The sequence below is a fragment of the Pseudoxanthomonas winnipegensis genome (assembly GCF_004283755.1).
Taxonomy (GTDB): Bacteria; Pseudomonadota; Gammaproteobacteria; order Xanthomonadales; family Xanthomonadaceae; genus Pseudoxanthomonas_A; species Pseudoxanthomonas_A winnipegensis.
Genome location: NZ_SHMH01000008.1, coordinates 136,369 through 158,431, shown reverse-complemented (window position 1 = coordinate 158,431; position 22,063 = coordinate 136,369). Strand labels below are relative to the sequence as shown.

The 22,063-nt window shown below is 68.2% G+C and carries 15 protein-coding genes and 1 pseudogene; 6 read left to right on the top strand and 10 right to left on the bottom strand.

Going from position 1 to position 22,063, the window contains the following annotated elements; all coding sequences use genetic code 11:
• The first annotated feature begins 118 nt into the window (after positions 1–118).
• Together EAT51_RS16055 and EAT51_RS16050 are read left to right on the top strand one after the other, a co-directional pair.
• On the top strand, positions 119–1,381 hold the full coding sequence (locus tag EAT51_RS16055; RefSeq protein ID WP_130561824.1) for a type II secretion system F family protein: 1,263 nt from the start codon (positions 119–121) through the stop codon (positions 1,379–1,381).
• A gap of 3 nt (positions 1,382–1,384) precedes the next feature.
• Positions 1,385–2,248, top strand: a complete 864-nt coding sequence (locus tag EAT51_RS16050) for a prepilin peptidase (RefSeq protein ID WP_130561823.1) — start codon at positions 1,385–1,387, stop codon at positions 2,246–2,248.
• Between the two features lie 237 nt (positions 2,249–2,485).
• Here EAT51_RS16050 and EAT51_RS16045 read toward each other — a convergent pair whose 3' ends face one another.
• From EAT51_RS16045 to gap, 6 genes are all read right to left on the bottom strand, one after another.
• The gene (locus tag EAT51_RS16045) at positions 2,486–3,490 is read right to left on the bottom strand and encodes a class I fructose-bisphosphate aldolase (RefSeq protein WP_130561822.1); all 1,005 of its coding nucleotides are present in this window, start codon (positions 3,488–3,490) and stop codon (positions 2,486–2,488) included.
• Positions 3,491–3,560: 70 nt separating this feature from the next.
• Positions 3,561–5,030, bottom strand: a complete 1,470-nt coding sequence (gene pyk / locus EAT51_RS16040; RefSeq protein ID WP_130561821.1) for a pyruvate kinase — start codon at positions 5,028–5,030, stop codon at positions 3,561–3,563.
• A gap of 185 nt (positions 5,031–5,215) precedes the next feature.
• On the bottom strand, positions 5,216–5,878 hold the full coding sequence (locus EAT51_RS16035; RefSeq protein WP_130561820.1) for an HAD-IA family hydrolase: 663 nt from the start codon (positions 5,876–5,878) through the stop codon (positions 5,216–5,218).
• Between the two features lie 75 nt (positions 5,879–5,953).
• A complete protein-coding gene (locus EAT51_RS16030; protein WP_130561819.1) occupies positions 5,954–7,129 on the bottom strand; it encodes a phosphoglycerate kinase in 1,176 nt (391 codons plus the stop codon).
• A 718-nt stretch (positions 7,130–7,847) separates the two neighbouring features.
• On the bottom strand, positions 7,848–8,360 hold the full coding sequence (locus tag EAT51_RS16025) for a hypothetical protein (protein WP_130520191.1): 513 nt from the start codon (positions 8,358–8,360) through the stop codon (positions 7,848–7,850).
• A 230-nt stretch (positions 8,361–8,590) separates the two neighbouring features.
• Positions 8,591–9,595 (bottom strand): type I glyceraldehyde-3-phosphate dehydrogenase, encoded by a 1,005-nt coding sequence (gap, locus tag EAT51_RS16020; protein WP_130520189.1) that lies wholly within the window; start codon positions 9,593–9,595, stop codon positions 8,591–8,593.
• 224 nt (positions 9,596–9,819) lie between these two features.
• Between gap and EAT51_RS16015 the strand changes: the two genes are divergently transcribed.
• From EAT51_RS16015 to amaB, 3 genes are all read left to right on the top strand, one after another.
• Positions 9,820–10,443, top strand: a complete 624-nt coding sequence (locus EAT51_RS16015) for an OmpW/AlkL family protein (RefSeq protein WP_130529316.1) — start codon at positions 9,820–9,822, stop codon at positions 10,441–10,443.
• A gap of 194 nt (positions 10,444–10,637) precedes the next feature.
• Complete coding sequence (locus tag EAT51_RS16010; RefSeq protein ID WP_228257972.1) at positions 10,638–11,465, top strand: S1/P1 nuclease; 828 nt, start codon at positions 10,638–10,640, stop codon at positions 11,463–11,465.
• 337 nt (positions 11,466–11,802) lie between these two features.
• Positions 11,803–13,335: an L-piperidine-6-carboxylate dehydrogenase gene (gene amaB, locus EAT51_RS16005; RefSeq protein WP_130561818.1), complete on the top strand. Its 1,533-nt coding sequence runs from the start codon at positions 11,803–11,805 to the stop codon at positions 13,333–13,335.
• An 81-nt stretch (positions 13,336–13,416) separates the two neighbouring features.
• On the opposite strand, the gene galA is transcribed toward amaB, so the two are convergent.
• The 4 genes and pseudogenes from galA to EAT51_RS15985 form a co-directional block, all read right to left on the bottom strand.
• Positions 13,417–15,984, bottom strand: a complete 2,568-nt coding sequence (galA, locus tag EAT51_RS16000) for a beta-galactosidase GalA (RefSeq protein WP_130561817.1) — start codon at positions 15,982–15,984, stop codon at positions 13,417–13,419.
• Between the two features lie 11 nt (positions 15,985–15,995).
• Positions 15,996–17,123: pseudogene (locus EAT51_RS15995) on the bottom strand (glycoside hydrolase family 53 protein); the annotation flags it as partial.
• 13 nt (positions 17,124–17,136) lie between these two features.
• On the bottom strand, positions 17,137–19,818 hold the full coding sequence (locus EAT51_RS15990) for a TonB-dependent receptor (RefSeq protein WP_205953591.1): 2,682 nt from the start codon (positions 19,816–19,818) through the stop codon (positions 17,137–17,139).
• A 301-nt stretch (positions 19,819–20,119) separates the two neighbouring features.
• Positions 20,120–21,037, bottom strand: coding sequence for a LysR substrate-binding domain-containing protein (locus EAT51_RS15985; protein ID WP_130520181.1), 918 nt, complete (start codon positions 21,035–21,037; stop codon positions 20,120–20,122).
• 284 nt (positions 21,038–21,321) lie between these two features.
• Here EAT51_RS15985 and EAT51_RS15980 point away from each other — a divergent pair, with 284 nt between their 5' ends.
• Positions 21,322–22,062 carry an SDR family oxidoreductase gene (locus EAT51_RS15980; protein ID WP_130561816.1) on the top strand — a complete coding sequence of 247 codons (741 nt, stop codon included), beginning with the start codon at positions 21,322–21,324 and terminating at the stop codon, positions 22,060–22,062.
• Position 22,063 lies beyond the last annotated feature (1 nt).

Below are 22,063 nucleotides of genomic sequence, written 5' to 3'. Positions count from 1 at the left end.
GAGACACTGGACAAATGCCCAGTGAAATCGCGCACTTGCACGTTGTTTTGCCAGCAGAACCCGCTACCATGCGGGTCGAGCTACCCGGCATGGGGATGCCGGCAACTGGGGAACGCACATGGCCGTAAGCCGTTCAGCCGCCAAGAAATCCGTACCGGTCACGCGTGACACCAAGCAGTTGGTCACCTTCGTTTGGCAAGGGACCGACAAGCGCGGCGTCAAGATGAAGGGCGAGCAGGAGGCGCGTAACGCCAATCTGCTAAGGGCGGAACTGCGCGGCAAGGGCATCACGCCTTCCGTCCTCAAGCCCAAGCCCAAACCACTGTTCGGCTCGGCAGGCAAGCCGATCAAACAAGGTGATATCGCGTTTTTCAGCCGTCAGATGGCGACCATGATGAAGTCGGGTGTGCCGATTATCACTTCGCTGGAGATCATCGGCGGCGGACACAAAAACCCGCGAATGAAGAAGATGATCGAAGCGATCAGGACGGACATCGAAGGCGGCTCGTCGCTATCCGAGGCGATCGGCAAGTTCCCCGTTCAGTTCGACGAGTTGTACCGCAACCTGGTTCGGGCCGGCGAAGGCGCGGGCGTCCTGGAGACCGTGCTGGATACGATTGCCACCTACAAGGAGAACCTTGAATCCTTGAAGGGAAAAATCAAGAAGGCGCTGTTCTACCCTGCAATGACGATCGCGGTTGCGCTGATTGTCAGTGCGATTTTGCTCATTTTTGTCGTCCCTCAGTTTGAGGCGGTTTTCGCTGGATTTGGCGCAGATCTTCCCGCCTTCACCAAGCTGATCGTGGCCGCCTCCAGGGTAGCAACCTCATATTGGTGGCTTGCCCTTTTGGTTGTTGGTGGCGGTGGTTTCGCTTTCATCTTCGCGCTCAAGCGCTCCCTTCCAATGCAGCATGCACTCGACCGCGCGCTGCTCAAGGTCCCAGTGATCGGCCAGATCCTCAACAACAGCGCCATCGCCCGTTTTGCGCGCACGTTGGCGGTCACCTTTAAGGCAGGCGTTCCGCTGGTAGAAGCGCTGGACACTGTCGCAGGTGCCACAGGCAGCACGGTCTACGAGAAGGCGGTGTTCCGCATCCGCGATGACGTAGCGGTCGGTTATCCGGTCAACATGGCAATGAAGCAGACCAACCTGTTTCCGCATATGGTGATCCAGATGACCGCAATCGGTGAGGAGGCAGGTGCGCTGGACACGATGCTGTTCAAGGTGGCTGAGTACTACGAGCAGGAAGTGAACAATGCAGTCGATGCGCTGAGCAGTCTGATCGAGCCAGCCATCATGGTGATTCTGGGTGTGCTTGTCGGCGGCATGGTCATCGGCATGTACCTGCCGATATTCAAGTTGGGCGAAGTGGTCGGCTGATCCATGGCGTTTCTCGATCAACACCCCGAGCTGGGGTATCCGGTGGTGGGCGCGCTCGGCCTGATGGTCGGCAGCTTCCTCAATGTCGTGATCCTGCGGCTGCCGCGGCGCCTGGAGTGGCAGTGGCGGCGCGATGCCACCGAGATCCTGGAGCAGCCGGATCTGTACGACCCGCCGCCGCCCGGGATCGTGGTCGAGCCTTCGCATTGCCCGCACTGCAAGCACAAGCTGGCCTGGTTCGAGAACATTCCGCTGTTCAGCTGGCTGGCGCTGCGCGGCAAGTGCCGGTACTGCCATACGCCGATTTCGGTGCAGTATCCGGCGGTCGAGCTGCTGGTCGGACTGCTGGCGGTGCTCTGCGTGTGGCGCTTCGGTTTCGGCTGGCAGGGCTTTGGCGCGGCAGTGTTGAGTTGTTTCCTGGTGGCGCTGTCGGGGATCGATCTGCGCACGCGGCTGTTGCCCGATACCTTGACGCTGCCACTGATGTGGCTGGGGCTGGTCTCCAGCCTGGAGCATCTCTATCTGCCGCCCAAGCCCGCGTTGCTGGGGGCGATGGCGGGCTATGTGTCGCTCTGGTCGGTGTGGTGGCTGTTCAAGCAGCTCACCGGCAAGGAAGGCATGGGCCACGGCGACTTCAAGCTGTTGGCCGCGATCGGCGCATGGGTCGGATTGCGCGGCATCCTGCCGGTGATCCTGTTCTCCTCGCTGATCGGCGCCGTGGTGGGTGCGGCGTGGCTGGCGACGAAGGGGCGCGACCGCTCGACGCAGATCCCGTTCGGGCCTTATCTGGCCGTGGCCGGATGGGTGGTGTTCTTCTGGGGCGACCAGATCATCGACGGATATCTGCGGCTGTCGGGGCTGCGGTAACGCGCGGCCGATTCGACCCTTGATGATGAAACGCCGGCTCGAAGCCGGCGTTTTTCGTTAGGTGCGCTCAAGTGAGTGTGGAGCCCAGGGAGAGCCGCTGGATCCCCGCCTTCGCGGGGATGACGAGCTCACTTTCCGCGCCACCGGCTGCATACCGCGCAAAGGCCATCCTCAACGGCAACGCCAGGTGCCACTTCAGCGCAGATCCGCCGACCCTCATCGCCGCGGGCCCGCGCCCTACCCCTTCCACTTCCCCAGCGCCGCCAGCCCGTTCTCCTTCGCACGCTCCAGCACGATGGCCTGTGCCTTGGCGAAGTTGCCGACCGGGTCCTTGGCCCAGTGAGCCAGCGCGGCCTGCTGCATGGCGCGGCCGTAAGAGAAACTCAAAGGCCATGGCAGGTTGCCGAGGCGGTTCATCGCATCCAGGTGCGCGGTGGCGTCCGCGTCGGACTGGCCGCCGGAGAGGAAGACGATGCCCGGCAGGATCGCCGGCACGGTGCTCTTGAGGCACATCAGGGTCGACTCGGCGACTTCCTCGATGTCGGCCCGCTCCTCGCAGTCCTGGCCCGGCACGACCATCGAGGCCTTGAGCAGCGTGCCCTCCAGCAGCACGCCCTGATCGTGCAGCGCGCCGAACAGCGAGCGCAGCATCGCCTCGGTGACCTCGTAGCAGACCTGGATGTCATGGTCGCCGTCCATCAGCACTTCCGGCTCGACGATGGCGACCAGGCCCTGCTCCTGGCACAGCGCCGCGTAGCGCGCCAGGGCGTGGGCGTTGACCTCGATGCAGGTGCCGGAGGGGATGTCCTCGCCGATGGTGATCACCGCGCGCCACTTGGCGAAGCGCGCGCCCAGGGCGTAGTAGGCCTTGAGCCGGTCGCGCAGGCCGTCCAGGCCCTCGGTCACCAATTCACCCGGGCAGCCGGCTAGGGGCGAAGTGCCCCTATCGACCTTGATGCCGGGGATGAGGCCGTGGCTGTCCATGTACTTGGGGAACGGGGTGCCGTCCTCGGTGCTCTGGCGCAGGGTCTCCTCGAACAGGATCGCGCCGGAGATGTGATCGCTCAGCCGGGGCGTGGTCAGCAGCAGCTCGCGGTAGCGACGGCGATGCGCCTCGGTGTTCTCGATGCCGACCGCGGCGAAACGCTTGCCGATGGTGGCCGTGGATTCGTCGATGGCGATGATGCCCTTGCCGGGGGCGACCAGCGCCTGCGCGGTTTCGGCGAGCGATTCGATGCTCATTGGAGCTCCTGGAGAACGCACTGCGAGGGGGCCGCAGTATAGCGGCGCCCCCTCATCGCCCAGGTGCGGCTTACAGCTCGCCCAGCCCGCTGGCGCGGCCGTCTTCGCCCACTTCCAGCAGGCGCAGGGTGTTGGTGGCGCCGTGGGTCTCCATGTGCTCGCCGCTGGTGAACACCACGCGGTCGCCCGGGCCCAGCGCACCGGCCTTGACCAGCATCTGGATGCTGGCGCGCGCGGCCTCGCGCGGGACCATGCCGCGGCTGTCGAAGGCAATGGGATGGACGCCGCGCATCAAGGCCATGCGCCGGCGCGCGCCGCCATGGCGCGAGAACGCATAGACCGGCACGGTGGAGCGGAAGCGCGACAGGAAGCCCGCCGTGCCGCCGGATTCGCTCAAGGCCACCACGCCGCCCAGCTTGATGTGCTCGGATAGGAACATCGTGGCCATCGCGATGGCATGGTCGGCGCGCTGCAGGTTGCGCTGGGCCGCCTCGAAGTCGGTATCCATCGAGAACGAGCGCTCGGCACCGACGCAGATGCGCGCCATCGCCTCGACCGCGCGCACCGGGTAGGTGCCGGCGGCGGTCTCGGCCGAGAGCATCACCGCATCGGTGCCGTCGATGACCGCGTTGGCCACGTCCATGACCTCGGCGCGGGTGGGCAGCGGGCTCTCGACCATCGACTGCAGCATCTGGGTCGCGGTGATGACGACCTTGTTCTGCTCGATCGACTCGCGAATGATCTGCTTCTGCAGACCAGGCAGTTCGGCATCGCCGATTTCCACGCCCAGGTCGCCGCGCGCGACCATCACCACGTCGCTGGCGCCGACGATCTCCTTCAGGTTCTCGATGGCCTCGGTACGCTCGATCTTGGACACCAGGAAGGCGTCGCTGCCGTGCTTGCGCGCCAGGCTGCGCGCCTCCTCCATGTCGGCCGCGTTGCGGCAGAAGGAGACGGCGATGAAGTCCACGCCGATGTCGGCGACGATGGCGATCAGCTCGCGGTCGCGGTCGCTGAGCGCACCCAGCGACAGCCCGCCGCCCTGCTTGTTCAGGCCCTTGCGGTCGGACAGCACGCCGTCGTTGAGCACCTGGGTGACGATGCGCTCGCCTTCCACGGCGGTGACGCGCAGCTGCATCATGCCGTCGTCCAGCAGCAGCACATCGCCCGGCGCCACGTCGCCCGGCAGGTCGAGGTAGCTCACGCCGACCTGGGTCTCATCGCCGGCCGGCACGCCTTCGCGCGCGATCAGGTCGAAGCGCGCGCCGGTCTTCAACTGCACCTTGCCCTGGGCGAAGCGCTCGATGCGGATCTTGGGACCGGGCAGGTCGGCCAGGATGCCCACTTCCAGGCCGAGCTTGTTGGCGGCGCTGCGCACGGCCTCGGCGCGATCGCGCTGGGCCGACGGGTCGCCATGGGAAAAGTTGAGCCGCACCACGTTCACGCCGGCGCGCAGCAGGTGCTCCAGCACGCCAGGCGGGTCGGTGGCGGGGCCAAGGGTGGCCAGGATCTTGGTGCGGCGGGCGTTGGATTGGGTCATGGCGAGGGTCTCCGTCTTGCCGTAAACGCTACCACAGGACTGGTGGTGGTCCGCTTCTGCACTGCAGCATGGAACAAGGCTGCAGCGCTCCGCAGCGCCCGTCTTTAGCCAACTTATTGATATGAAAAGGCCTTGGCTCCTGCGGCTTCAGAAAGCGAAGAGCTGAAATGGCCTTGTAATGGTATTCAACTGCGCCGCAGCGCGACGCCGAGCGCGCCGGCCAGCGCGGACGGCGTCTCGACCACCTGTCCGGCGCCTGCGGCAAGCAGTTCGTCGCGATCGCCGAAGCCCCACAGCACGCCGATGCTGCGCATCGCGTGCGCCGCGGCACCCTCGATGTCCATGCGGCGGTCGCCGATCATCACGCAGTCGGATGCGGAGACCTGCAGCCGCGTCAGCGCTTCGGTGATCAGGTCGCGCTTGAAGCGGCGGGCCCCGTCGTCGCTGGCGCCGACGATTTCCTCGAACGCCGCGCCGAACGGCAGTGCGCCCAGGATGCGCCGCGCCGCGCGCTCGTTCTTCGAGGTCACCACCGCCAGCCGATGGCCGGCCTGCGCCAGCGCTTCGATCAGCTCAGGAATGCCGGGGTACACAGTCAGCTCGGTCCAGCCCAGCGTGTCGTAACGCTGCCGATAGAGCGTCAGCGCGCGTGCCACCAAATCCTCGTCGCCGAACGCGGCCTGGAAGCTGTCGCGCATCGGCGGCCCGATCCACGCGTGCAGCGCCTCGCGCGACGGCGTCGGCCGCTGCAGGGACGCGAATACATGCGCGATGCCGTTGACGATGCCGGGCTCGGAATCGATCAGCGTGCCATCCAGGTCGAAGAACAGGGTGGGAAGCGGAGTCATGCGGATACCTCGAATAAGAAGCGAAAAGGCCCGGCTTTTGAGGGCCGGGCCTCTGAAGTGACAGCGGCGCGCCGATCAGCCGCCGCGCGCTTCCAGCGCCGCGACCGCCGGCAGGGTCTTGCCCTCCAGGAACTCCAGGAAGGCGCCGCCGCCGGTGGAGATGTAGGACACGTCCTTGGCGATGCCGTACTTGTCCACGGCCGCCAGCGTGTCGCCGCCGCCGGCGATGGAAAACGCCGGCGAGGCGGCGATCGCGCGCGCCAGGGTCTCGGTGCCCTTGCCGAAGGCGTCGAACTCGAACACGCCGACCGGGCCGTTCCACACCACCGTGCCAGCCTTGGCGATCAGTGCGGCGTAGGCCTGTGCGGTATCCGGGCCGATGTCCAGGATCAGGTCATCGGCTTCGACCGCATCGACGCGCTTCACCGTCGCGGGGGCGTCGGGCAGGAACTGCTTGGCCACCACCACATCGGTGGGCAGCGGGATCTCGGCGCCGCGTGCCTTGGCGTCGGCGACGATCTGCTGGGCGGTGCCGATCAGGTCCGGCTCGCACAGCGACTTGCCGACGCTGTAGCCGGCCGCGGCGATGAAGGTGTTGGCGATGCCGCCGCCGACGATCAGCTGGTCGACCTTGCCGACCAGGTTGGACAGCAGCTCGAGCTTGGTCGAGACCTTGCTGCCGGCAACGATGGCCAGCAGCGGCTTGGCCGGGTTGTCCAGCGCCTTGCCCAGGGCGTCCAGCTCGGCCATCAGCAGCGGGCCGCCGGCGGCGACGGGCGCGTACTTGATCACGCCGTGGGTGGAGGCCTGGGCGCGGTGCGCGGTGCCGAAGGCATCCATGACGAACACGTCGCACAGCGCGGCGTACTTCTTCGACAGCGTCTCGTCGTCCTTGGCCTCGCCCACGTTCATGCGGCAGTTCTCCAGCAGCACGATCTGGCCGGGCTTGACGTCCACGCCGTCGACCCAGTCGCGCACCAGCTCGACCTTGGTGCCCAGCAGGGCGGTCAGGCGCTCGGCCACCGGCGCAAGCGAATCCTCCTCGCTCCAGGTGCCCTCCTTCGGCCGGCCCAGGTGCGAGGTGACCATCACCGCGGCGCCCTGCTCCAGCGCGGCCTTGAGGGTCGGCACCGAGGCGGTGATGCGCTGTTCGGAGGTGATCTGGCCGTTCTCGATCGGCACGTTGAGATCCTGACGGATCAGCACGCGCTTGCCGGACAGGTCGAGGTCGCTCATGCGGACGATGGTCATGCTTGGGTCCTGTGCAGGGGAAAGATCAGACGCCCATTGTCCGCGCTGCGTGGGGGTGCGGCAAACCTGCAGCGGCGTTGGGAGGTGCACTGCGGGACGTGTCGGGCCTTGTGCATCGCTTCCCGAGCCGGTCACTGGCCACCTTTGTGCCCAAGTGGGCGCTTTCTTCACCGACGCATCTCAGCGCCTTGGCTGCCCTGCTTCGGAAGGGCAGCGGGCCGGCGGGCGGGGCGTTCGAACCCTCGCGCACAACGCGATCAGTGACGGGAGGGGTTCAATTTGAGGCCCCCTCCCTTTCGCCATAGGCGAAGGGGAGGGCTGGGGAGGGGTCGGGGCTTTACCGATCAAGCCATCGAAGCAAGAGCAAAAGCAAAGGCACCCCACCCCGGCCCTCCCCTTCGCCTGCGGCGAAAGGGAGGGGGCAGAGCGCTTGCTCGATACCTTCGAGTTGTAAGAAGTCCTGATCTATTCGCTGCAGAGCCTCGACCCGGGCGGGCGGGCGAAGAGCGGGCCAGATGACACGCGGCGGCGAGTCCGCCGCAGATGGAGGACCGAGCCGAGGAGCCACCCCCAGCCGGGTCGAGGCTGGTTGTCGAAACCCTTTCGCCGACCTCGCTCACGTCACTCCCGGGTTGACTCACCGCACTGCGGAGGCGATCCCAACGAAAAACCCCGCGCTTTCGGCGCGGGGTCTGAGCGCAAGCAGCCGCAGGGCCCCTCACTCCATATCGAACGAAGTCACCACGCCGCCCTGGATCTGGATGGTGAGCCGCGAGGCGCCATCGGCGCCGGCCGACGCATCGGCGTCGGTGCCCGCGCGCGCGGACAGACGATCGGCGGCGTTGGCGCTGCGCTGGGCGCGATAGCTGTTTGAGGCCACTTCGCCACCGACGTTCTTGCCGGTCAGGTCGGAAACATCGCCCAGCACGCCACGCAGCGAGCCCACCATCTTGCCGAAGCCCGAGCCGGCCGAAGCCGCGGGCTTCTTGGCCGCGCCCTTGATGTAGACGTAGGTCTCGGAGGCGCCGCCGGACGAGCTCAGCTTGGCCTTCTTGGAAGTCGGCTCGCCGAAGCTTTCCAGCACCTGGGCCTTGGTCGTCTTGCCGGCCACCAGGTGGCCCTGCACGTAATCGATGTCGAAGATGTCGGCCGTCTGCGCCCATGCACCCGGCGCCATCAGCACGGCGGCCACTGCAATCAGGCCGCTTCCAAACCATTGCTTGATCTTCATGAAACACTTACCCCTTGAGTGAAATTCGCTTCCCTGCCCACGGCACGGGCCATTGGACGATCCGCGGGTGATTGATAGCACGACACCCGGCCCGAAAAAAGAGCCCTGTACCCCTGCTCGCGCTCCCGCCGGGCTCCGCCGCCCCTTCCGCCGGGAGGACCTACCCGCCTCCCGTGACTGTATCAAGACAAAGGGCGCCCGAAAGGCGCCCTTGTCCTGAATCGCGCGGCTTACTTGCCCGCGACGACCTTGACCATCTCCAGGCACTTGTTGGAGTAGCCCCATTCGTTGTCGTACCAGGACACCAGCTTGACGAAGGTGGAGTCCAGGGCGATGCCGGCCTCGGCATCGAAGACCGAGGTCCGGGTCTCGCCGCGGAAGTCGGTGGCCACGACCTTGTCCTCGGTGTAGCCCAGCACGCCCTTCAGCGCGCCCTCGCTCTGGGCCTTCATCTCGGCGCAGATCTCGGCATAGGTCGCCGGCTTTTCCAGCTCGCAGGTCAGGTCCACCACCGACACGTCGGAGGTCGGCACGCGGAAGCTCATGCCGGTCAGCTTCTTGTTGAGCTCGGGGATCACCACGCCAACGGCCTTGGCCGCACCGGTGGACGAGGGAATGATGTTCTCCAGGATGCCGCGGCCGCCGCGCCAGTCCTTGTTGGACGGGCCGTCGACGGTCTTCTGCGTGGCGGTGGCTGCGTGCACGGTGGTCATCAGGCCGCGCTTGATGCCCCACTTGTCGTTGATGACCTTGGCCAGCGGCGCCAGGCAGTTGGTGGTGCACGAGGCGTTGGAGATGATCGCCTGGCCGGCGTAGGTCTTGTCGTTGACGCCGAAGACGAACATCGGCGTGTCGTCCTTGGACGGCGCGGACAGGATGACCTTCTTGGCGCCGGCGTCCAGGTGCTTCTGCGCGCCTTCCTTGGTCAGGAAGATGCCGGTGGACTCGATGACGACCTCGGCGCCCACCTCGTCCCACTTCAGCGCGGCCGGGTCGCGCTCGGCAGTCAGGCGGATCTTCTTGCCGTTGACGATCAGCGTGGTGCCCTCGACCGAGATGGTGCCCTCAAAGCGCCCGTGCACCGAGTCGTACTGCAGCATGTAGGCCAGGTAGTCGGGTTCGAGCAGGTCGTTGATGGCGACGATCTCGATCTCGCCCTCGAAATTCTGCACGGCCGAACGCAGCACATTGCGGCCGATGCGGCCGAAGCCGTTGATGCCTACCTTGATGCTCATTGCTGGAGGACTCCTGTAAGCGACACGCGGGTGCGCGACGCGGCGGTGAAGGGGTCCGCATTCTAGCAGCGCGCCCCGTTGCCGCCGGGTCGTGACCCGCGCCGGGCTGAACCCGGCGGCGATTGCAGGACGACAGCCGCCCGCCGTTCGCCTTGATCCGGATCAAGGCGGGCGCCCGGGCCCGGTTGGAGCATGTGCGCCACACACAACGGAGCCTCATCGTCATGCGCAAGTCCCTCCTCCCCTGCCTGCTCGCCCTGGCCCTGGGCGGCGTCTGCCTCCAGGCCGCCGCCCAGTCGCGCGGCGATTTCACCGTCGGCGTCGGCATCCACCAGGTCAATCCGAAGTCGGACAACGGCAAGCTGGCCGGCGGCACGCTGCCGGTCAGCGTGGACAGCAGCACCCGCCCCAGCGTCACCGGCGAGTACTTCGTGGCCGATAACCTGGGCCTCGAGGTGCTGGCCGCCTGGCCGTTCCAGCACGACATCAACATCAAGGGCCTGGGCAAGGTCGGCACCACCAAGCAGCTGCCGCCGGTGGTGTCGCTGCAGTACCACTTCAACAGCGCCGGCAAGGTGTCGCCGTTCGTGGGGCTGGGCGTGAACTACACCAAGTTCTTCAGCACCGACGCCAAGGGCGCCCTGGCCGGCAGCGACCTGGACCTGGGCGACTCCTGGGGCCTGGCCGCGCATGCCGGCCTGGACTTCGCGCTGAGCGCGCGCAGCGCCCTGCGCGTGGACGTGCGCTGGGCCGACATCGACACCAAGGTCAAGCTCAACGGGGCCAAGCTGGGCACGGCCAACATCGATCCGATGGTCTACGGCGCCGCCTGGGTTTACCGCTTCTGAGCCAGCGCGCGCTGCGCGCATGCCGGCAACGGACGCGCGCAGCGCGTGCCGGATGGGGACCGGCCAGGGAGGCCGGGTGTGTCGCCGCCACGGAGGGCGGTTCAGGCGCGTCGCCGCGCGGAGGTGACATCGAGCCGGCGCGCAGGCGCGGGTATCATCCGGGCCCTCGTGCTTCGAAAGCCGGATGCTGCGTGTTGAAGATCCCGTTCGTGCGGCCGCTGGCCGCGCTGTTGTCCCTGGGCCTGTTGGCTTACCCCGTTTCAGCCCTCGCCTGGGGCCGCACCGGCCATCGGCTGGTGGCCGAGCTGGCCGAGCCGGACCTCAGCGCGCAGGCGCGCGCGCAGATCGACGCCCTGCTGGCGCTGGAGCCCGGCGCGACGCTGCCCGGCATCGCCAGCTGGCCCGACGAACTGCGCGAGTCCGACCCCGACCTGGGCAAGCGCACCGCCGCCTGGCATTACGTCAATCTGGGCGAGGACGACTGCCATTACGACCCGCCGCGCGACTGCCGCAACGGCGACTGCACGATCGCCGCGCTCACCGCGCAGACCAAGCTGCTGGCCGACCGCAGCGCACCGGCCGCCGCCCGCCTGCAGGCGCTGAAGTTCGTCGTGCATCTGGTCGGCGATGCCCACCAGCCGCTGCACGCCGGCTTCGCCCGCGACAAGGGCGGCAATACCTTGCAGATCAACGTGGACGGCCAGGGCAGCAATCTGCATTCGCTGTGGGACAGCGGGCTGCTGCGCCATACCGGCCTGGACGAGGACGCGCTGCTGGCGCAGATCCGCGCCCTGCCCCGGCCCGCGTCCGGCGCCGGCACCGGCTTCCCGCCGGACGCGACCTCGTGGGCCGAGGCGTCCTGCCGCATCGTCCGCTCGCCGGGGTTCTACCCAGCGCAGGCCAAGCTGGACCCGGCCTACTTCACCACCTGGACACCGGTGGCCGAGCAGCAGCTGCGTCTGGCCGGCGTGCGCCTGGCGGCGGTGCTGAATGCGGCGCTGGGGCAGGCGCAGGGCGGCTGACGAAGCCACTCAAAGCAACGGCAACAGCCAACCCCTCCCCAACCCTCCCCTGCGCTGCGCGCAAGGGAGGGGGCGGCTTTGGTGAGGTCTTGATGTTGGCTGCGAGCCCCTGGTCCCTGGTCCCTGGTCCCGAATCCCGAATCCCGAATCCCGATGATCGTGCGTGCCGACGGCACCTGCCCGCGCGCCATAAATTCACGGCCGGAGCCAGCGACGCAGCTGCCACAAGCTCGCCATCCCTAGCCGCCCCCAGGCCCGCCTGGACGGCCTGCTAAAATTGCCGGCCCTGCCGCGTCCCCCGCCCGCGGCGCATCGCGTCCCCGAACACGGAGCTTCCATGTCTGCTGACCTGCTCAAGGCCCTGGGCCTTGGCCCGACCAATCCCGGCACCTATCTCGGCAACGGCCAGTGGTCCAGCACCACCGATGCCGGCGTGCTGGAATCGGTCAACCCGACCACCAATGCCGTCATCGCCACGGTGCATGCCAGCAGCCAGTCCGACTACGACACGGTCATCGAACGCGCGCAGGCGGCGTTCAAGACCTGGCGCACCACGCCGGCGCCGCGTCGCGGCGAGGCCGTGCGCCTGTGCGGCGAGGCGCTGCGCAAGCACAAGGATCTGCTCGGCTCGCTGGTGGCGCTGGAGATGGGCAAGTCCAAGCCAGAGGGCGATGGCGAAGTGCAGGAAATGATCGACATCGCCGACTTCGCGGTGGGCCAGAGCCGCATGCTCTACGGCTACACCATGCATTCGGAGCGCCCGGGTCACCGCATGTACGAGCAGTACCACCCGATCGGCCTGGTCGGCATCATCAGCGCGTTCAACTTCCCGGTCGCGGTGTGGGCGTGGAATGCGTTCCTGGCCGCCATCTGCGGCGACATCTGCATCTGGAAGCCGTCCAACAAGACCCCGCTGACCGCGCTGGCCACGCAGAAGATCTGCAACGACGCGCTCAAGGACGCCGGCTTCCCCGACTTGTTCTTCCTGATCAACGATGCCGGCATCGAACTGTCCCAGCAGCTGGTGGACGACAAGCGCGTGCCGCTGATCAGCTTCACCGGCTCGACCGAGGTCGGCCGCATCGTCGGCGAGCGCGTGGCGCGGCGCCTGGGCCGCAGCCTGCTGGAGCTGGGCGGCAACAACGCCATCATCCTGGACGAGACCGCCGACCTGAAGCTGGCCGTGCCGGGCATCGTGTTCGGCGCGGTGGGCACCGCCGGCCAGCGCTGCACCACCACCCGCCGCCTGATCGTGCACGCCTCGATCTACGACACCGTGCTGGCCACGCTGGTCAAGGCCTACAAGCAGGTGGAAGGCAAGATCGGCGATCCGCTGGATGCGGCCAATCTGATGGGCCCGCTCAACAGCAAGGCCGCGGTCGATGCCTTCCTGAAGTCCGTCGAGCAGGCCAAGGCCGCCGGGGGCACGGTGGAAACCGGCGGCAAGGCGCTGGAGCGCGCGGGCAACTTCGTCCTGCCGACCATCATCTCCGGCCTCAAGAACACCGACGCCATCGTCCAGCACGAGACCTTCGCCCCGATCCTGTACGTGATGAAGTACGAGACGCTGGAGGAGGCCATCGACATGCAGAACGGCGTGCCGCAGGGCCTGTCCTCGTCGATCTTCACCAACAGTCTGAAGGCGGCCGAGAAGTTCCTCTCCGCGGCCGGCAGCGACTGCGGCATCGCCAACGTCAACATCGGCACCTCCGGTGCGGAGATCGGCGGCGCGTTCGGCGGCGAGAAGGACACCGGTGGCGGGCGCGAGTCCGGCTCGGATGCGTGGAAGGCCTACATGCGCCGCCAGACCAACACGATCAACTACTCCGATTCGCTGCCGCTGGCGCAGGGCATCAAGTTCGATCTTTAAGGGGTCTCAACGGCACTGATCGACCTTGGGACCGATCAGTGCCTGACCTTGCCTTCGCCGCATGCTCGGCGACGGCGTGTCTCAGCTCGCGCGCGCCGACGTAGGCGCGGCCAGGACTTCCAGTTCCAGCGTCGCACCCCGCAGCCCGGGCGCGCTGGCCTGCAGCCGCAGGCGACCCGGCGCACGCGCGCTCTGCACGATCGCCTGGCACAGCCCGTTGAAGGCGCGGCGCCGATCGGCCTTGTCGGCCTCGTGGCTGGCCGGGTCGCCGTTGCCGACGCCGATCAGCGCCCCCGCCCCACTCACCTGGAAGCGGACCTCGTCGGCGGCGGTCGGCACCTGCCGGCCCTGCGCGTCCACGATGGCCACTTCGATCATGCCCACGTCCTGGCCGTCGGCCAGCAGGCTGGCGCGCGCGCAGCGCAGCGCGATGGCGGCCGGCGCGCCGGTGGTCTCGCGCCGCTGCACCAGCACCTGCTCACCGCCGCGATAGCCGCGCGCCTCGATCGCGCCCGGCGCGTAGCGCACGCGCCACTCCACGTGGCCGTAGCGCGGCACGCGACGCCGGCCCTGGCTGACGCCGTTGACCCACAGCTCGACCTCGTCCAGGTTGCTGTGGACCCACACATCCACCATGCCGTTGGCCAAGGCCGGCAGCGCGTCCCAGTTCCAGTGCGGGAACAGGTGCAGCACCGGCGCCTGCGTCCACTGCGCGCGGTAGTACCAGGCGTTGTCCTTGGGGAAGCCGCAGCTGTCGAGCACGCCGAACTGCGAGGCCACGTTGGGCCAGCGGTTGTACAGCGTGGGCTCGCCGCGATAGTCGAACCCGGTCCAGACGAAGCCGCCGGCGATCCACGGCCGCTCGGCCACGAATGCCCACCACGACTCGGACGTGGACGCCCACCACGGGTGGTCGACGTCGTAGGCGCGCGTATAGCCGCGGGCGTCGTCGACGAAATAGTTGCCGCGCACCGACACCGTGCTGGCGGTCTCGCTGCCGTACACCGGCCGCTGCGGATCGCGCGCGTGGAAGGCGTCCATCTGGTTGGTGCGGTAGTTGAAGCCGACCACGTCCACCACCTGCCCCACGCCCTCGCCGAAGCCCTTGTCCATGGCGAAGGTGGTCGGCCGGGTCGGATCGAGCCGGCGCACCAGCGCCTGCATCGTGCCGACGATGCGCGCGCCGCGCGCGGTGACCATCTGCGGCTCTTCGTTGCCCAGCGACCAGGCGATCACGCTGGGCCGGTTGCGGTCGCGCAGCAGCAGGCGCTGCAGTTCGCGCATCGCCTCAGGGTCGGAGGACATGCGCCGGGTCTCGGCGATCACCAGCATGCCCAGGCGGTCGCACAGGTCCATCAGCGCCGGGCTGGCCGGGTTGTGCGCCATGCGCCAGGCGTTGCAGCCCAGGGCCTTGAGCTGCTGCAGGCGCCAGGCGTGCAAGGCGTCTGGGATGGCGGTGCCCACGCCGGCATGATCCTGGTGGTTGCAGGTGCCCTTGAGCTTGTACGGCACGCCATTGAGCAGGAAGCCGCGCTGGGCGTCGAAGGCGATGCTGCGCACGCCGAACGCGACCTGGACCGCGTCGCGTGCGACGCCGTCCACACGCAGTTCGGCCAGCAGCCGGTACAGGACCGGGGTCTCGGGCGACCACAGCTGCGGTGCGTCGAAGGCCAGCGCGTGTTGCACCGTGGTCGCATCGCCCGGCGCCGCCTGCGTTGCCGGCAGCTGCGCCTTGGCGACCACGCGCCCGTCGTCGGCCAGGACCTGCAGCACCAGCACGCAGGCCTCGGCCTGGTCGCCCGCGTTGTGCAGCGTCGCCTCCACCGCGCAGGCGGCCTGCCCGGCGCGGGGTGTGGCCCGCACCACGAGCCCGCCGGCAGGAATGTGCAGCGGATCGGTCCTGCGCAGCCAGACATGGCGGTAGATCCCGGCCCCTTCGTAGAACCAGCCCTCGCCCAGGGTGGCGTCCACGCGCACCGCGATCACATTGCGAGCGCCGTAGTCGACCACATCGGTGATGTCCACCTCGAAGCCGATATAGCCGCTGGCGTTGGTGCCGACGATATGGCCGTTGCAGAACACGATGCAGTCGCGGAACACCCCGTCGAATTCCAGCACCAGGCGCCGGCCCGCATCGCTGGCAGGAATGTCCAGCTCACGCCGGTACCAGCCGATGCTGGTCTCGGGATGGTCGCGGCCCACGGGACGATAGCCATGCGCGGCGGCCGGATCGTCGACGCCGGCGGGCGGATGGGGATTGGGCACGAAGGGCAGTTCCACCGCCCAGTCGTGCGGCAGCGACAGCGCGCGCCAGCCCGCATCGTCGTAAGCGATCAGCGCCGCATCGGCGGTGTCCTTGCCGGCCTTGGCGTAGGTGCGCTGGTAGGTGCCGAAGTTGAAGTCGCGCGCCGGATCGTCGGCGTGGCCGAAGGCGAAGCGCCAGCCGGCATCCAGGCGTTCGCGCTGGCGTGCGCCAGGTGTTGGACGCCCGGCCGGCGTCCGCGGCAACACGAGTGCCGATGACGCCTGCGCGACGGCCGCGTCACCGGCTGCGTTCGCCTTCGCCGCCGCACGACCAGCCGGCACCGTAACCGCCACGCCGCCGGCCATCAGCGCGCGCAGCAATTCGCGGCGGCTCAGCTCGCTCATCGCGGCAGGCGGTAGTCGTGACGCATGAAGTCGATGCCCGGCAGCAGCGCGTTGCCGTGCCGGAAATCGAAGAACGTGGCGTTCTCCCAGGACGAGCCGGTGCCCCAGCGCGTCTTGCAGCGGCTGGTAGTCCACTCCGGCGCCCAATAGACCACGCCGCTGCCGTCGTTGTCGGCCACCAGCTGGGTCAGGTCGGTGAGGTAGCGCAGCTGCCCATCGGGCGTGGCCGGATAGCCCGGAATCAGCGAGTCCTCGCCGAGCAGGTTGTGCGATTCATCGCCCGCCTCCAGCGTCCACGGGTAGGCCGTCTCCACCACCACCACGTCCCTGTCCGGATAGGTCTTGCGCAGGCGCGCGATGGTCTGGCCCAGCTGCGCCATCGTCTGCGTGGACCACTTGCGGTAATAGCTGATGCCGATCAGGTCGAAGCCGCGCACCCCGGCGCGGTCGGCCGCCGCGAACCACGGCTCCACGTTCTCCGGCTGGGCGATATGCAGCATCACCCGCGGCTGGATCCTGGAGTGGGCACCGGCATCGTGGACCGCGCGGATGCCGGCGTTGAACAGGGCCGCGTTGCGCGTCCAGTCGATGCGGTCCTTCCGCTTGTCCCAGACCCTGGAGCTCATCAGCTCGGGATTGGTCTCGTTGCCGACCTGGACCAGCTCGGGCATCAGCCCCTCGCGGTCCAGCGCCATCAGCGTGTCGTAGGTGAAGTTGTAGAGCGTGCGCGCCAGGTCGTCGGTGTCGGCGATATCGGCCCAGGCCTTGGGGATGTACTGCTTGTCGCCGTCGGCCCAGTCGTCGGAGTAGTGCAGGTCCAGCAGCACCTGCATGCCCTGGGCGCGGGCCCGGCGCACGGTCTTCTTGACGTCGGACAGGTCGCTGTAGCGCGTCCAGCGCGCGTCGTTCCACAGCCGCACGCGCACCAGGTTGGCGCCATGGGCGCGGAAGATCGAGAACACGTCCTCGACCTTGCCGCCGTCGCGGTACTGCACGCCGCAGTCCTCCATCTCGTTGGCGAAGGACAGGTCCGCCCCCAGGTAGAACGGCCGCGCGCGCTCCTCGGCGCCGGCCGGCAGCGCGAACAGCACCACCGCCAACATCGCCGCGCGCAGCCAGCCTCTGTTTCGATCGCTCACAGTCATCGCCCTCTCAGAACCGGAACGTGGCTTCCAGCGAGAAACGCCGGCCGAACAACTGGTAGCCACCGTCGTCCATGTTGGCCAGGCGATACGGCAGGTTGTCGGTATAGGCGCGCATGGCCTCGTTGGTGAGGTTGCTGACCTGCAGCTTCACCGCCCAGCGCGGATTGAACTGCCAGCCCAGGCTGGCGTCCCAGGTGCCCATGCTGTCCAGGCGCACCAGATGGGAGGCATTCCAGCCGTACGCCGTGCTGTAGGGGCTGTGGTAGCTGTAGCCCGCGCGCGCCTCCAGCTTGCCGTTGCTGTACCACAGGTCGGCCGAGCCGGTGCGCCGCGCCAGGCCGCTCAGCGGCAGCGGATTGTTGGCCGGCGAGAACTCGTGCAGGTTGGAATCCACCAGCGACAGGTTGGAGTAGATGCCGAAGTTCTCCATGCCCGGGATGAACCAGAACGGCGTCTGGAAGGTCAGCTCGACGCCGTCGATGTAGCCGCCACCGCCGTTGAACGGGCCACTGATCAGATAGTCGCGGCCGTCGATGGTCTCGTGCTCGGTCTTGTAGCCGATGCTCGAATCGACCCACTTGCGGTACACCGCCACCGCGGCCAGCGCCTCCTTGTGGAAGTACCACTCGTAGGACAGGTCGAGCTGGGTGGCGCGGAACGGATCCAGCCGCGGGTTGCCGCCGCTGCCGGTGAGCTGACCGCTGACCGTGGCCGGATTGTCCAGATAGCGGCCGGTGCGCAGTTCGTCCAGCGGCGGCCGCGCGACCACCTTGGCCGCGGACAGGCGCAGGATCTTGTCGTCGGCGATCAGGAAGTTGACCGTCGCGCTGGGCAGCACATCGGTGTAGTCCTTGCTGGCGCTGCTGGGCGCATAGGTATTGCCATCGACAGTGTCGTAGCCATCGCTACGAGTATGCGTGCCGACCACGCGCACGCCGACATTGCCGGTGACATCCACGCCCAGCCAGTTGGAGCTGAAGTTGGCCTTGGCGAAGGCTTCCTTGACCCGCTCCTGCACCTTCCAGTGATCCAGCATCTGCTCGGCCAGCGCCGAGGGGGCGAAGCCACCGAAGCCGCGCCCGGCGATGTCGTCCACGTTGCCGGCATAGACCGGCGGCACGTTCAGGCCGGGAATGTCCAGGGGATGGATCAGGTCGGCATAGGCCGAGATCGGCTGGCTGTAGTCCGAGTAGTTGGCCAGTTCGTGGCGGTTGCGCTTGACCCGGTCGGAGACGCGCGCGCCGAAGGACAGGCGGTTGAACGCGCCATCGAGCGGGCGGCTGGCATCCAGCGCCAGCGCGGCGATGCGGTCGTGCAGCGCCTGCGGCTCGTCGCTGCCGGCGATGCCCCAGGCCGGCGTGGCGCTGCTGGCCGAGATCCAGGGCGCGTGGCCCGGCGCGAAGTCGAAGGACACGCTGTCCGGGTTGAGCCCGAACTGCACCGAGCGCCAGCGGTTCTCGCGCTTGGCCTCCGAGGCCGACAGGTCGGCGCCGAGGGTCCACACCTCGCCGGTCCACTTGCCGTTGAGGCCGCCGGCGGTCAGCGTCTTGACCTCGCTGTACTTGGCCAGCACCTGGTCCATCTCCAGCGGCGTGCCCCACTGCGAGTTGATCAGCGTGCCGCCGACCACGCTGTGGTCGATCATGTGGATCGACGAGCCCGGCTGGCCGTAGGGGTTCCACCACGACCAGATGCTGTCGTCCCAGTTGCGGTACCAGGTCTGCGACTGGTCCTCGTCGATGCGCACCCTCGAATAGAGCGCGTCGGCCTTCAGTTCGAAGTTGCCGCTGCGCCACTGCAGCGCGGCCATCGCGCCGGTGCGGGTCTGGTCGATCAGCTTGAGCTGGTCGGCCGCGCCCCAGGGGGTGTAGTCGCGCGTGCCGTCGCCATCCACGTCCACCGCGCTGGCGTCGTCGGTATAGCCCCAGCTGCCGATCAGCGCGTTGGCGTTCTTCTGCTTCTGGTAGGTCGCGCCGATGGCGATGGCCAGGTCGTCGTTGATCTTGTGCACCCAGCTGGCGCCGAAGCGGCTGCCCCAGGGGCTGTAGCCGTCCACGTCCTTGCCCTGGTCGTAGAACACCGGGCCGGCGCTGGCCACGAACCGCGGGCCGGTATAGGTCAGCGGATCGATCGTGGCGATGTCCACCGTGGCGGCGATGCCGCCGGCGATCAGGTCGGCCGAGGGCGTCTTGTAGACCTTGACGGTGGAGACGATCTCGGTGGGAAAGATCTCCCAGCGCACCGCGCGGTCCGGCTCGGAGGAGGCGATCTCGCGGCCGTTGACCGTGCCCATGGTCATCCGCGGGCCCAGGCCGCGCACGGTGGCAAGGCTGGCGTTGCCGCGGTCCAGCGAGGCGGTCACGCCGGGCAGGCGCGCCAGCGCCTCGGCCACGGTGACGTTGGGCATCTGGCCCATGTTGTCAGCCGAGATCACCTCGACCACGTGATCTTCCATCTGCTTGACCGAGACCGCCTTGTCCAGCGCGGCGCGCTGGCCGGTGACGGTGACGGTGTCCAGACGGGTGACGGCCTCGCCGTCCTGGGCCGCGTCCTGCTTCGCGGCCGCGTCCTGGGCCAGCGCCTGCCCGGCTACGCCACCCAGGATGCCCAGCACGGCAACGGTGAGCAGATGACGGACGAGACGTTCCGACGCGCCGCGTTGCGGGGCGCGCACTTGGTGCATTGGCATGATTTGCTCCCTCCCAAGGACAAATTGGCCGAACTTAAGTTGTGATGTGCACGGGTCGCCCGTGGCGGCCCCACCGTGCGGCAGTCACCCGAAGGCGGTGCCGCGGTGCCGATCGGCCGGACCCTCAGATCCCGCCGGGGGCGCACCCGTGTCAGGGGAGCCTGGCCCGCCACGCTGGGCAGGTTCGGCAGGACCCCGCAGGGCCACGGTGTGTCTGCGGGCGGCAGCATAGGAACGGCAGACATGCCGCACAAATGAAATATTCACAGGGAGCTATCCAGCCCTGGAATACGTGCGCGCCTCAAGCAGGTGCGTCGTAGAGGGTCCGGGCGGTCTCGCGCAGCGCCTCCAGCACGCAGGCCGCCGCGGGCGAGAGCTGGTGGCCGCGGCGGCGCACGATGCCGAAATCCTCCATCTGCACGTCCATGTCGATCGGCAGCACGGCCAGCTGCCCGGCCTGGACGTGGGCGGCCACCGAGCGCGCCGGCAGCACGGTCAGGAAGTCGCTCTCGGCCAGCAGCGCGGTGATCACCGGCAGGGCCGAGGTCTCGATGACGTTGTCCGGCCAGGGCATGCCGTAGCGCATGAAGGCCGTGCCCAGCCGCGCGCGCAGCACGCTCTCGCGCGGCGGGACGATCCAGCCGCATCCGGCCAGGTCGGCGTGCGACAGCGAGCGCCCGCCCAGCGGATGGCCGGCGCGGGCGATCACCGCGTGCGGCTCGTCGGCCAGGCGCTCGAACTCCAGCTCATCGCGCAGCTCGGCATCCATGATCCGCCCCACCACGATGTCCAGCTGGCCATCGAGCAGGCGCGAGACCAGCGGCCGGCTGTAGTCCATCTCCACCCGCACCAGGATGCCGGGGAAGGCGCGCTTGACCCGCGCCACCGCCAGCGGCACCAGGTTGGTGCCCGGGTTGACCACCGTGCCCAGCGCCGCCTGGCCCAGCCGGCCCTCGCGCAGCGCGGCGATCTCATCGCCGGCGTGGGCCAGCTCGGACAGCGCCGCCCGGGCGTGGCGCGCCAGCACCTCGCCGTAGCGGGTCGGTTCGACGCCGCGCGCGTGGCGCTCGAACAAGGGCACGCCGAGCAGGCTCTCCATCTCGGCCAGCAGCTTGGAGGCGGCCGGCTGGGTCATCCGCGTCGCCTCGGCGGCGCGCAGGACCGAGCGTTGCTCGTGCAGGTGCTGCAGGAGCAGCAGGTGGCGCGTCTTCAGCAGCATGGTCCAGCCCCTTTCTCAACCGGCGTCGACGACGCGGACGGTGGCGGACCGTAACGTATTCCGTGGCGAAATAGAACACTCGAAAAATTTCATTTGCCAGGTATAGCTTGGCTTCCAATAATCAGCGCCGCTCCGGCCCCGCATGGTCCGCCGGGGCGTCCAATCCGGTAGCGTCGCGTCCTGACGGACGCACCGGACCATTCCGTCACGGATCGTGATGAACCGAGGAGGGGTTCCATGACGCATTCGCAGACAGACGCCGGCCCATCGCCGGCGCCTTGCGCATGAGCGGCCGGCTGTCCGGCAAGGTCGCGCTGGTCACCGGCGCGGCCAGCGGCATCGGCGCGGCCACGGCCGCGCTGTTCGCCGAGCACGGCGCCACGGTCATCGGCCTGGATCGCAACGCGCCGGCCGCGGCCGACGCGCGCCTGGCGCTGGTGCAGGGCGACATCACCGACGGTGAGGGCGTGCAGGCACTCGTCGCCGACATCCTGGCGCGCCACGGCCGCCTCGACGTGCTGGTCAACAACGCGGGCGCGGATGTGTTCTCCGATCCGCTCCAGCTCACCGACGCCGACTGGCAGCGCTGCCTGGACCTCAACCTCAAGGGCGCCTGGAACCTGTGCAAGGCGGCGCTGCCGGCGATGGTCGCCGCCCGCGCCGGCAGCATCGTCAACATCGCCTCGGTGCACGGCCACAAGATCATCCCGCACGCCTTCCCCTACCCGGTCGCCAAGCACGGCCTGATCGGCATGACCAAGGCGCTGGGCATCGAATACGCCGCGCACGGCGTGCGGGTGAACTCGATCTCGCCCGGCCTGATCCTGGTGCCGCGCATCGAGGCCTGGTTCGAGCGCGAGCCGGGCGCGCGCGAACGCCAGACCGCGCTGCTGCCGCCCGGCCGCATCGGCACGCCGCAGGAAGTGGCCTACACCGCCCTGTTCCTGGCCAGCGACGAGGCCCGTTTCATCAACGCCACCGACATCCTGATCGATGGCGGTCGCTCCCAGCTCTATCACGAGTAAG

Excerpts from the sequence above, each read along its gene's own strand:
- EAT51_RS16035 (WP_130561820.1), bottom strand. The coding sequence starts at position 5,878 with ATGACTCCGCTTCCCACCCTGTTCTTCGACCTGGATGGCACGCTGATC.
- EAT51_RS16015 (WP_130529316.1), top strand. The coding sequence starts at position 9,820 with ATGCGCAAGTCCCTCCTCCCCTGCCTGCTCGCCCTGGCCCTGGGCGGC.
- pyk (WP_130561821.1), bottom strand. The coding sequence starts at position 5,030 with ATGACCCAATCCAACGCCCGCCGCACCAAGATCCTGGCCACCCTTGGC.
- EAT51_RS15985 (WP_130520181.1), bottom strand. The coding sequence starts at position 21,037 with ATGCTGCTGAAGACGCGCCACCTGCTGCTCCTGCAGCACCTGCACGAG.
- amaB (WP_130561818.1), top strand. The coding sequence starts at position 11,803 with ATGTCTGCTGACCTGCTCAAGGCCCTGGGCCTTGGCCCGACCAATCCC.
- EAT51_RS16055 (WP_130561824.1), top strand. The coding sequence starts at position 119 with ATGGCCGTAAGCCGTTCAGCCGCCAAGAAATCCGTACCGGTCACGCGT.
- EAT51_RS16050 (WP_130561823.1), top strand. The coding sequence starts at position 1,385 with ATGGCGTTTCTCGATCAACACCCCGAGCTGGGGTATCCGGTGGTGGGC.
- EAT51_RS15990 (WP_205953591.1), bottom strand. The coding sequence starts at position 19,818 with ATGCCAATGCACCAAGTGCGCGCCCCGCAACGCGGCGCGTCGGAACGT.
- EAT51_RS16025 (WP_130520191.1), bottom strand. The coding sequence starts at position 8,360 with ATGAAGATCAAGCAATGGTTTGGAAGCGGCCTGATTGCAGTGGCCGCC.
- galA (WP_130561817.1), bottom strand. The coding sequence starts at position 15,984 with ATGAGCGAGCTGAGCCGCCGCGAATTGCTGCGCGCGCTGATGGCCGGC.
- EAT51_RS15980 (WP_130561816.1), top strand. The coding sequence starts at position 21,322 with ATGAGCGGCCGGCTGTCCGGCAAGGTCGCGCTGGTCACCGGCGCGGCC.
- EAT51_RS16030 (WP_130561819.1), bottom strand. The coding sequence starts at position 7,129 with ATGACCATCGTCCGCATGAGCGACCTCGACCTGTCCGGCAAGCGCGTG.
- EAT51_RS16045 (WP_130561822.1), bottom strand. The coding sequence starts at position 3,490 with ATGAGCATCGAATCGCTCGCCGAAACCGCGCAGGCGCTGGTCGCCCCC.
- gap (WP_130520189.1), bottom strand. The coding sequence starts at position 9,595 with ATGAGCATCAAGGTAGGCATCAACGGCTTCGGCCGCATCGGCCGCAAT.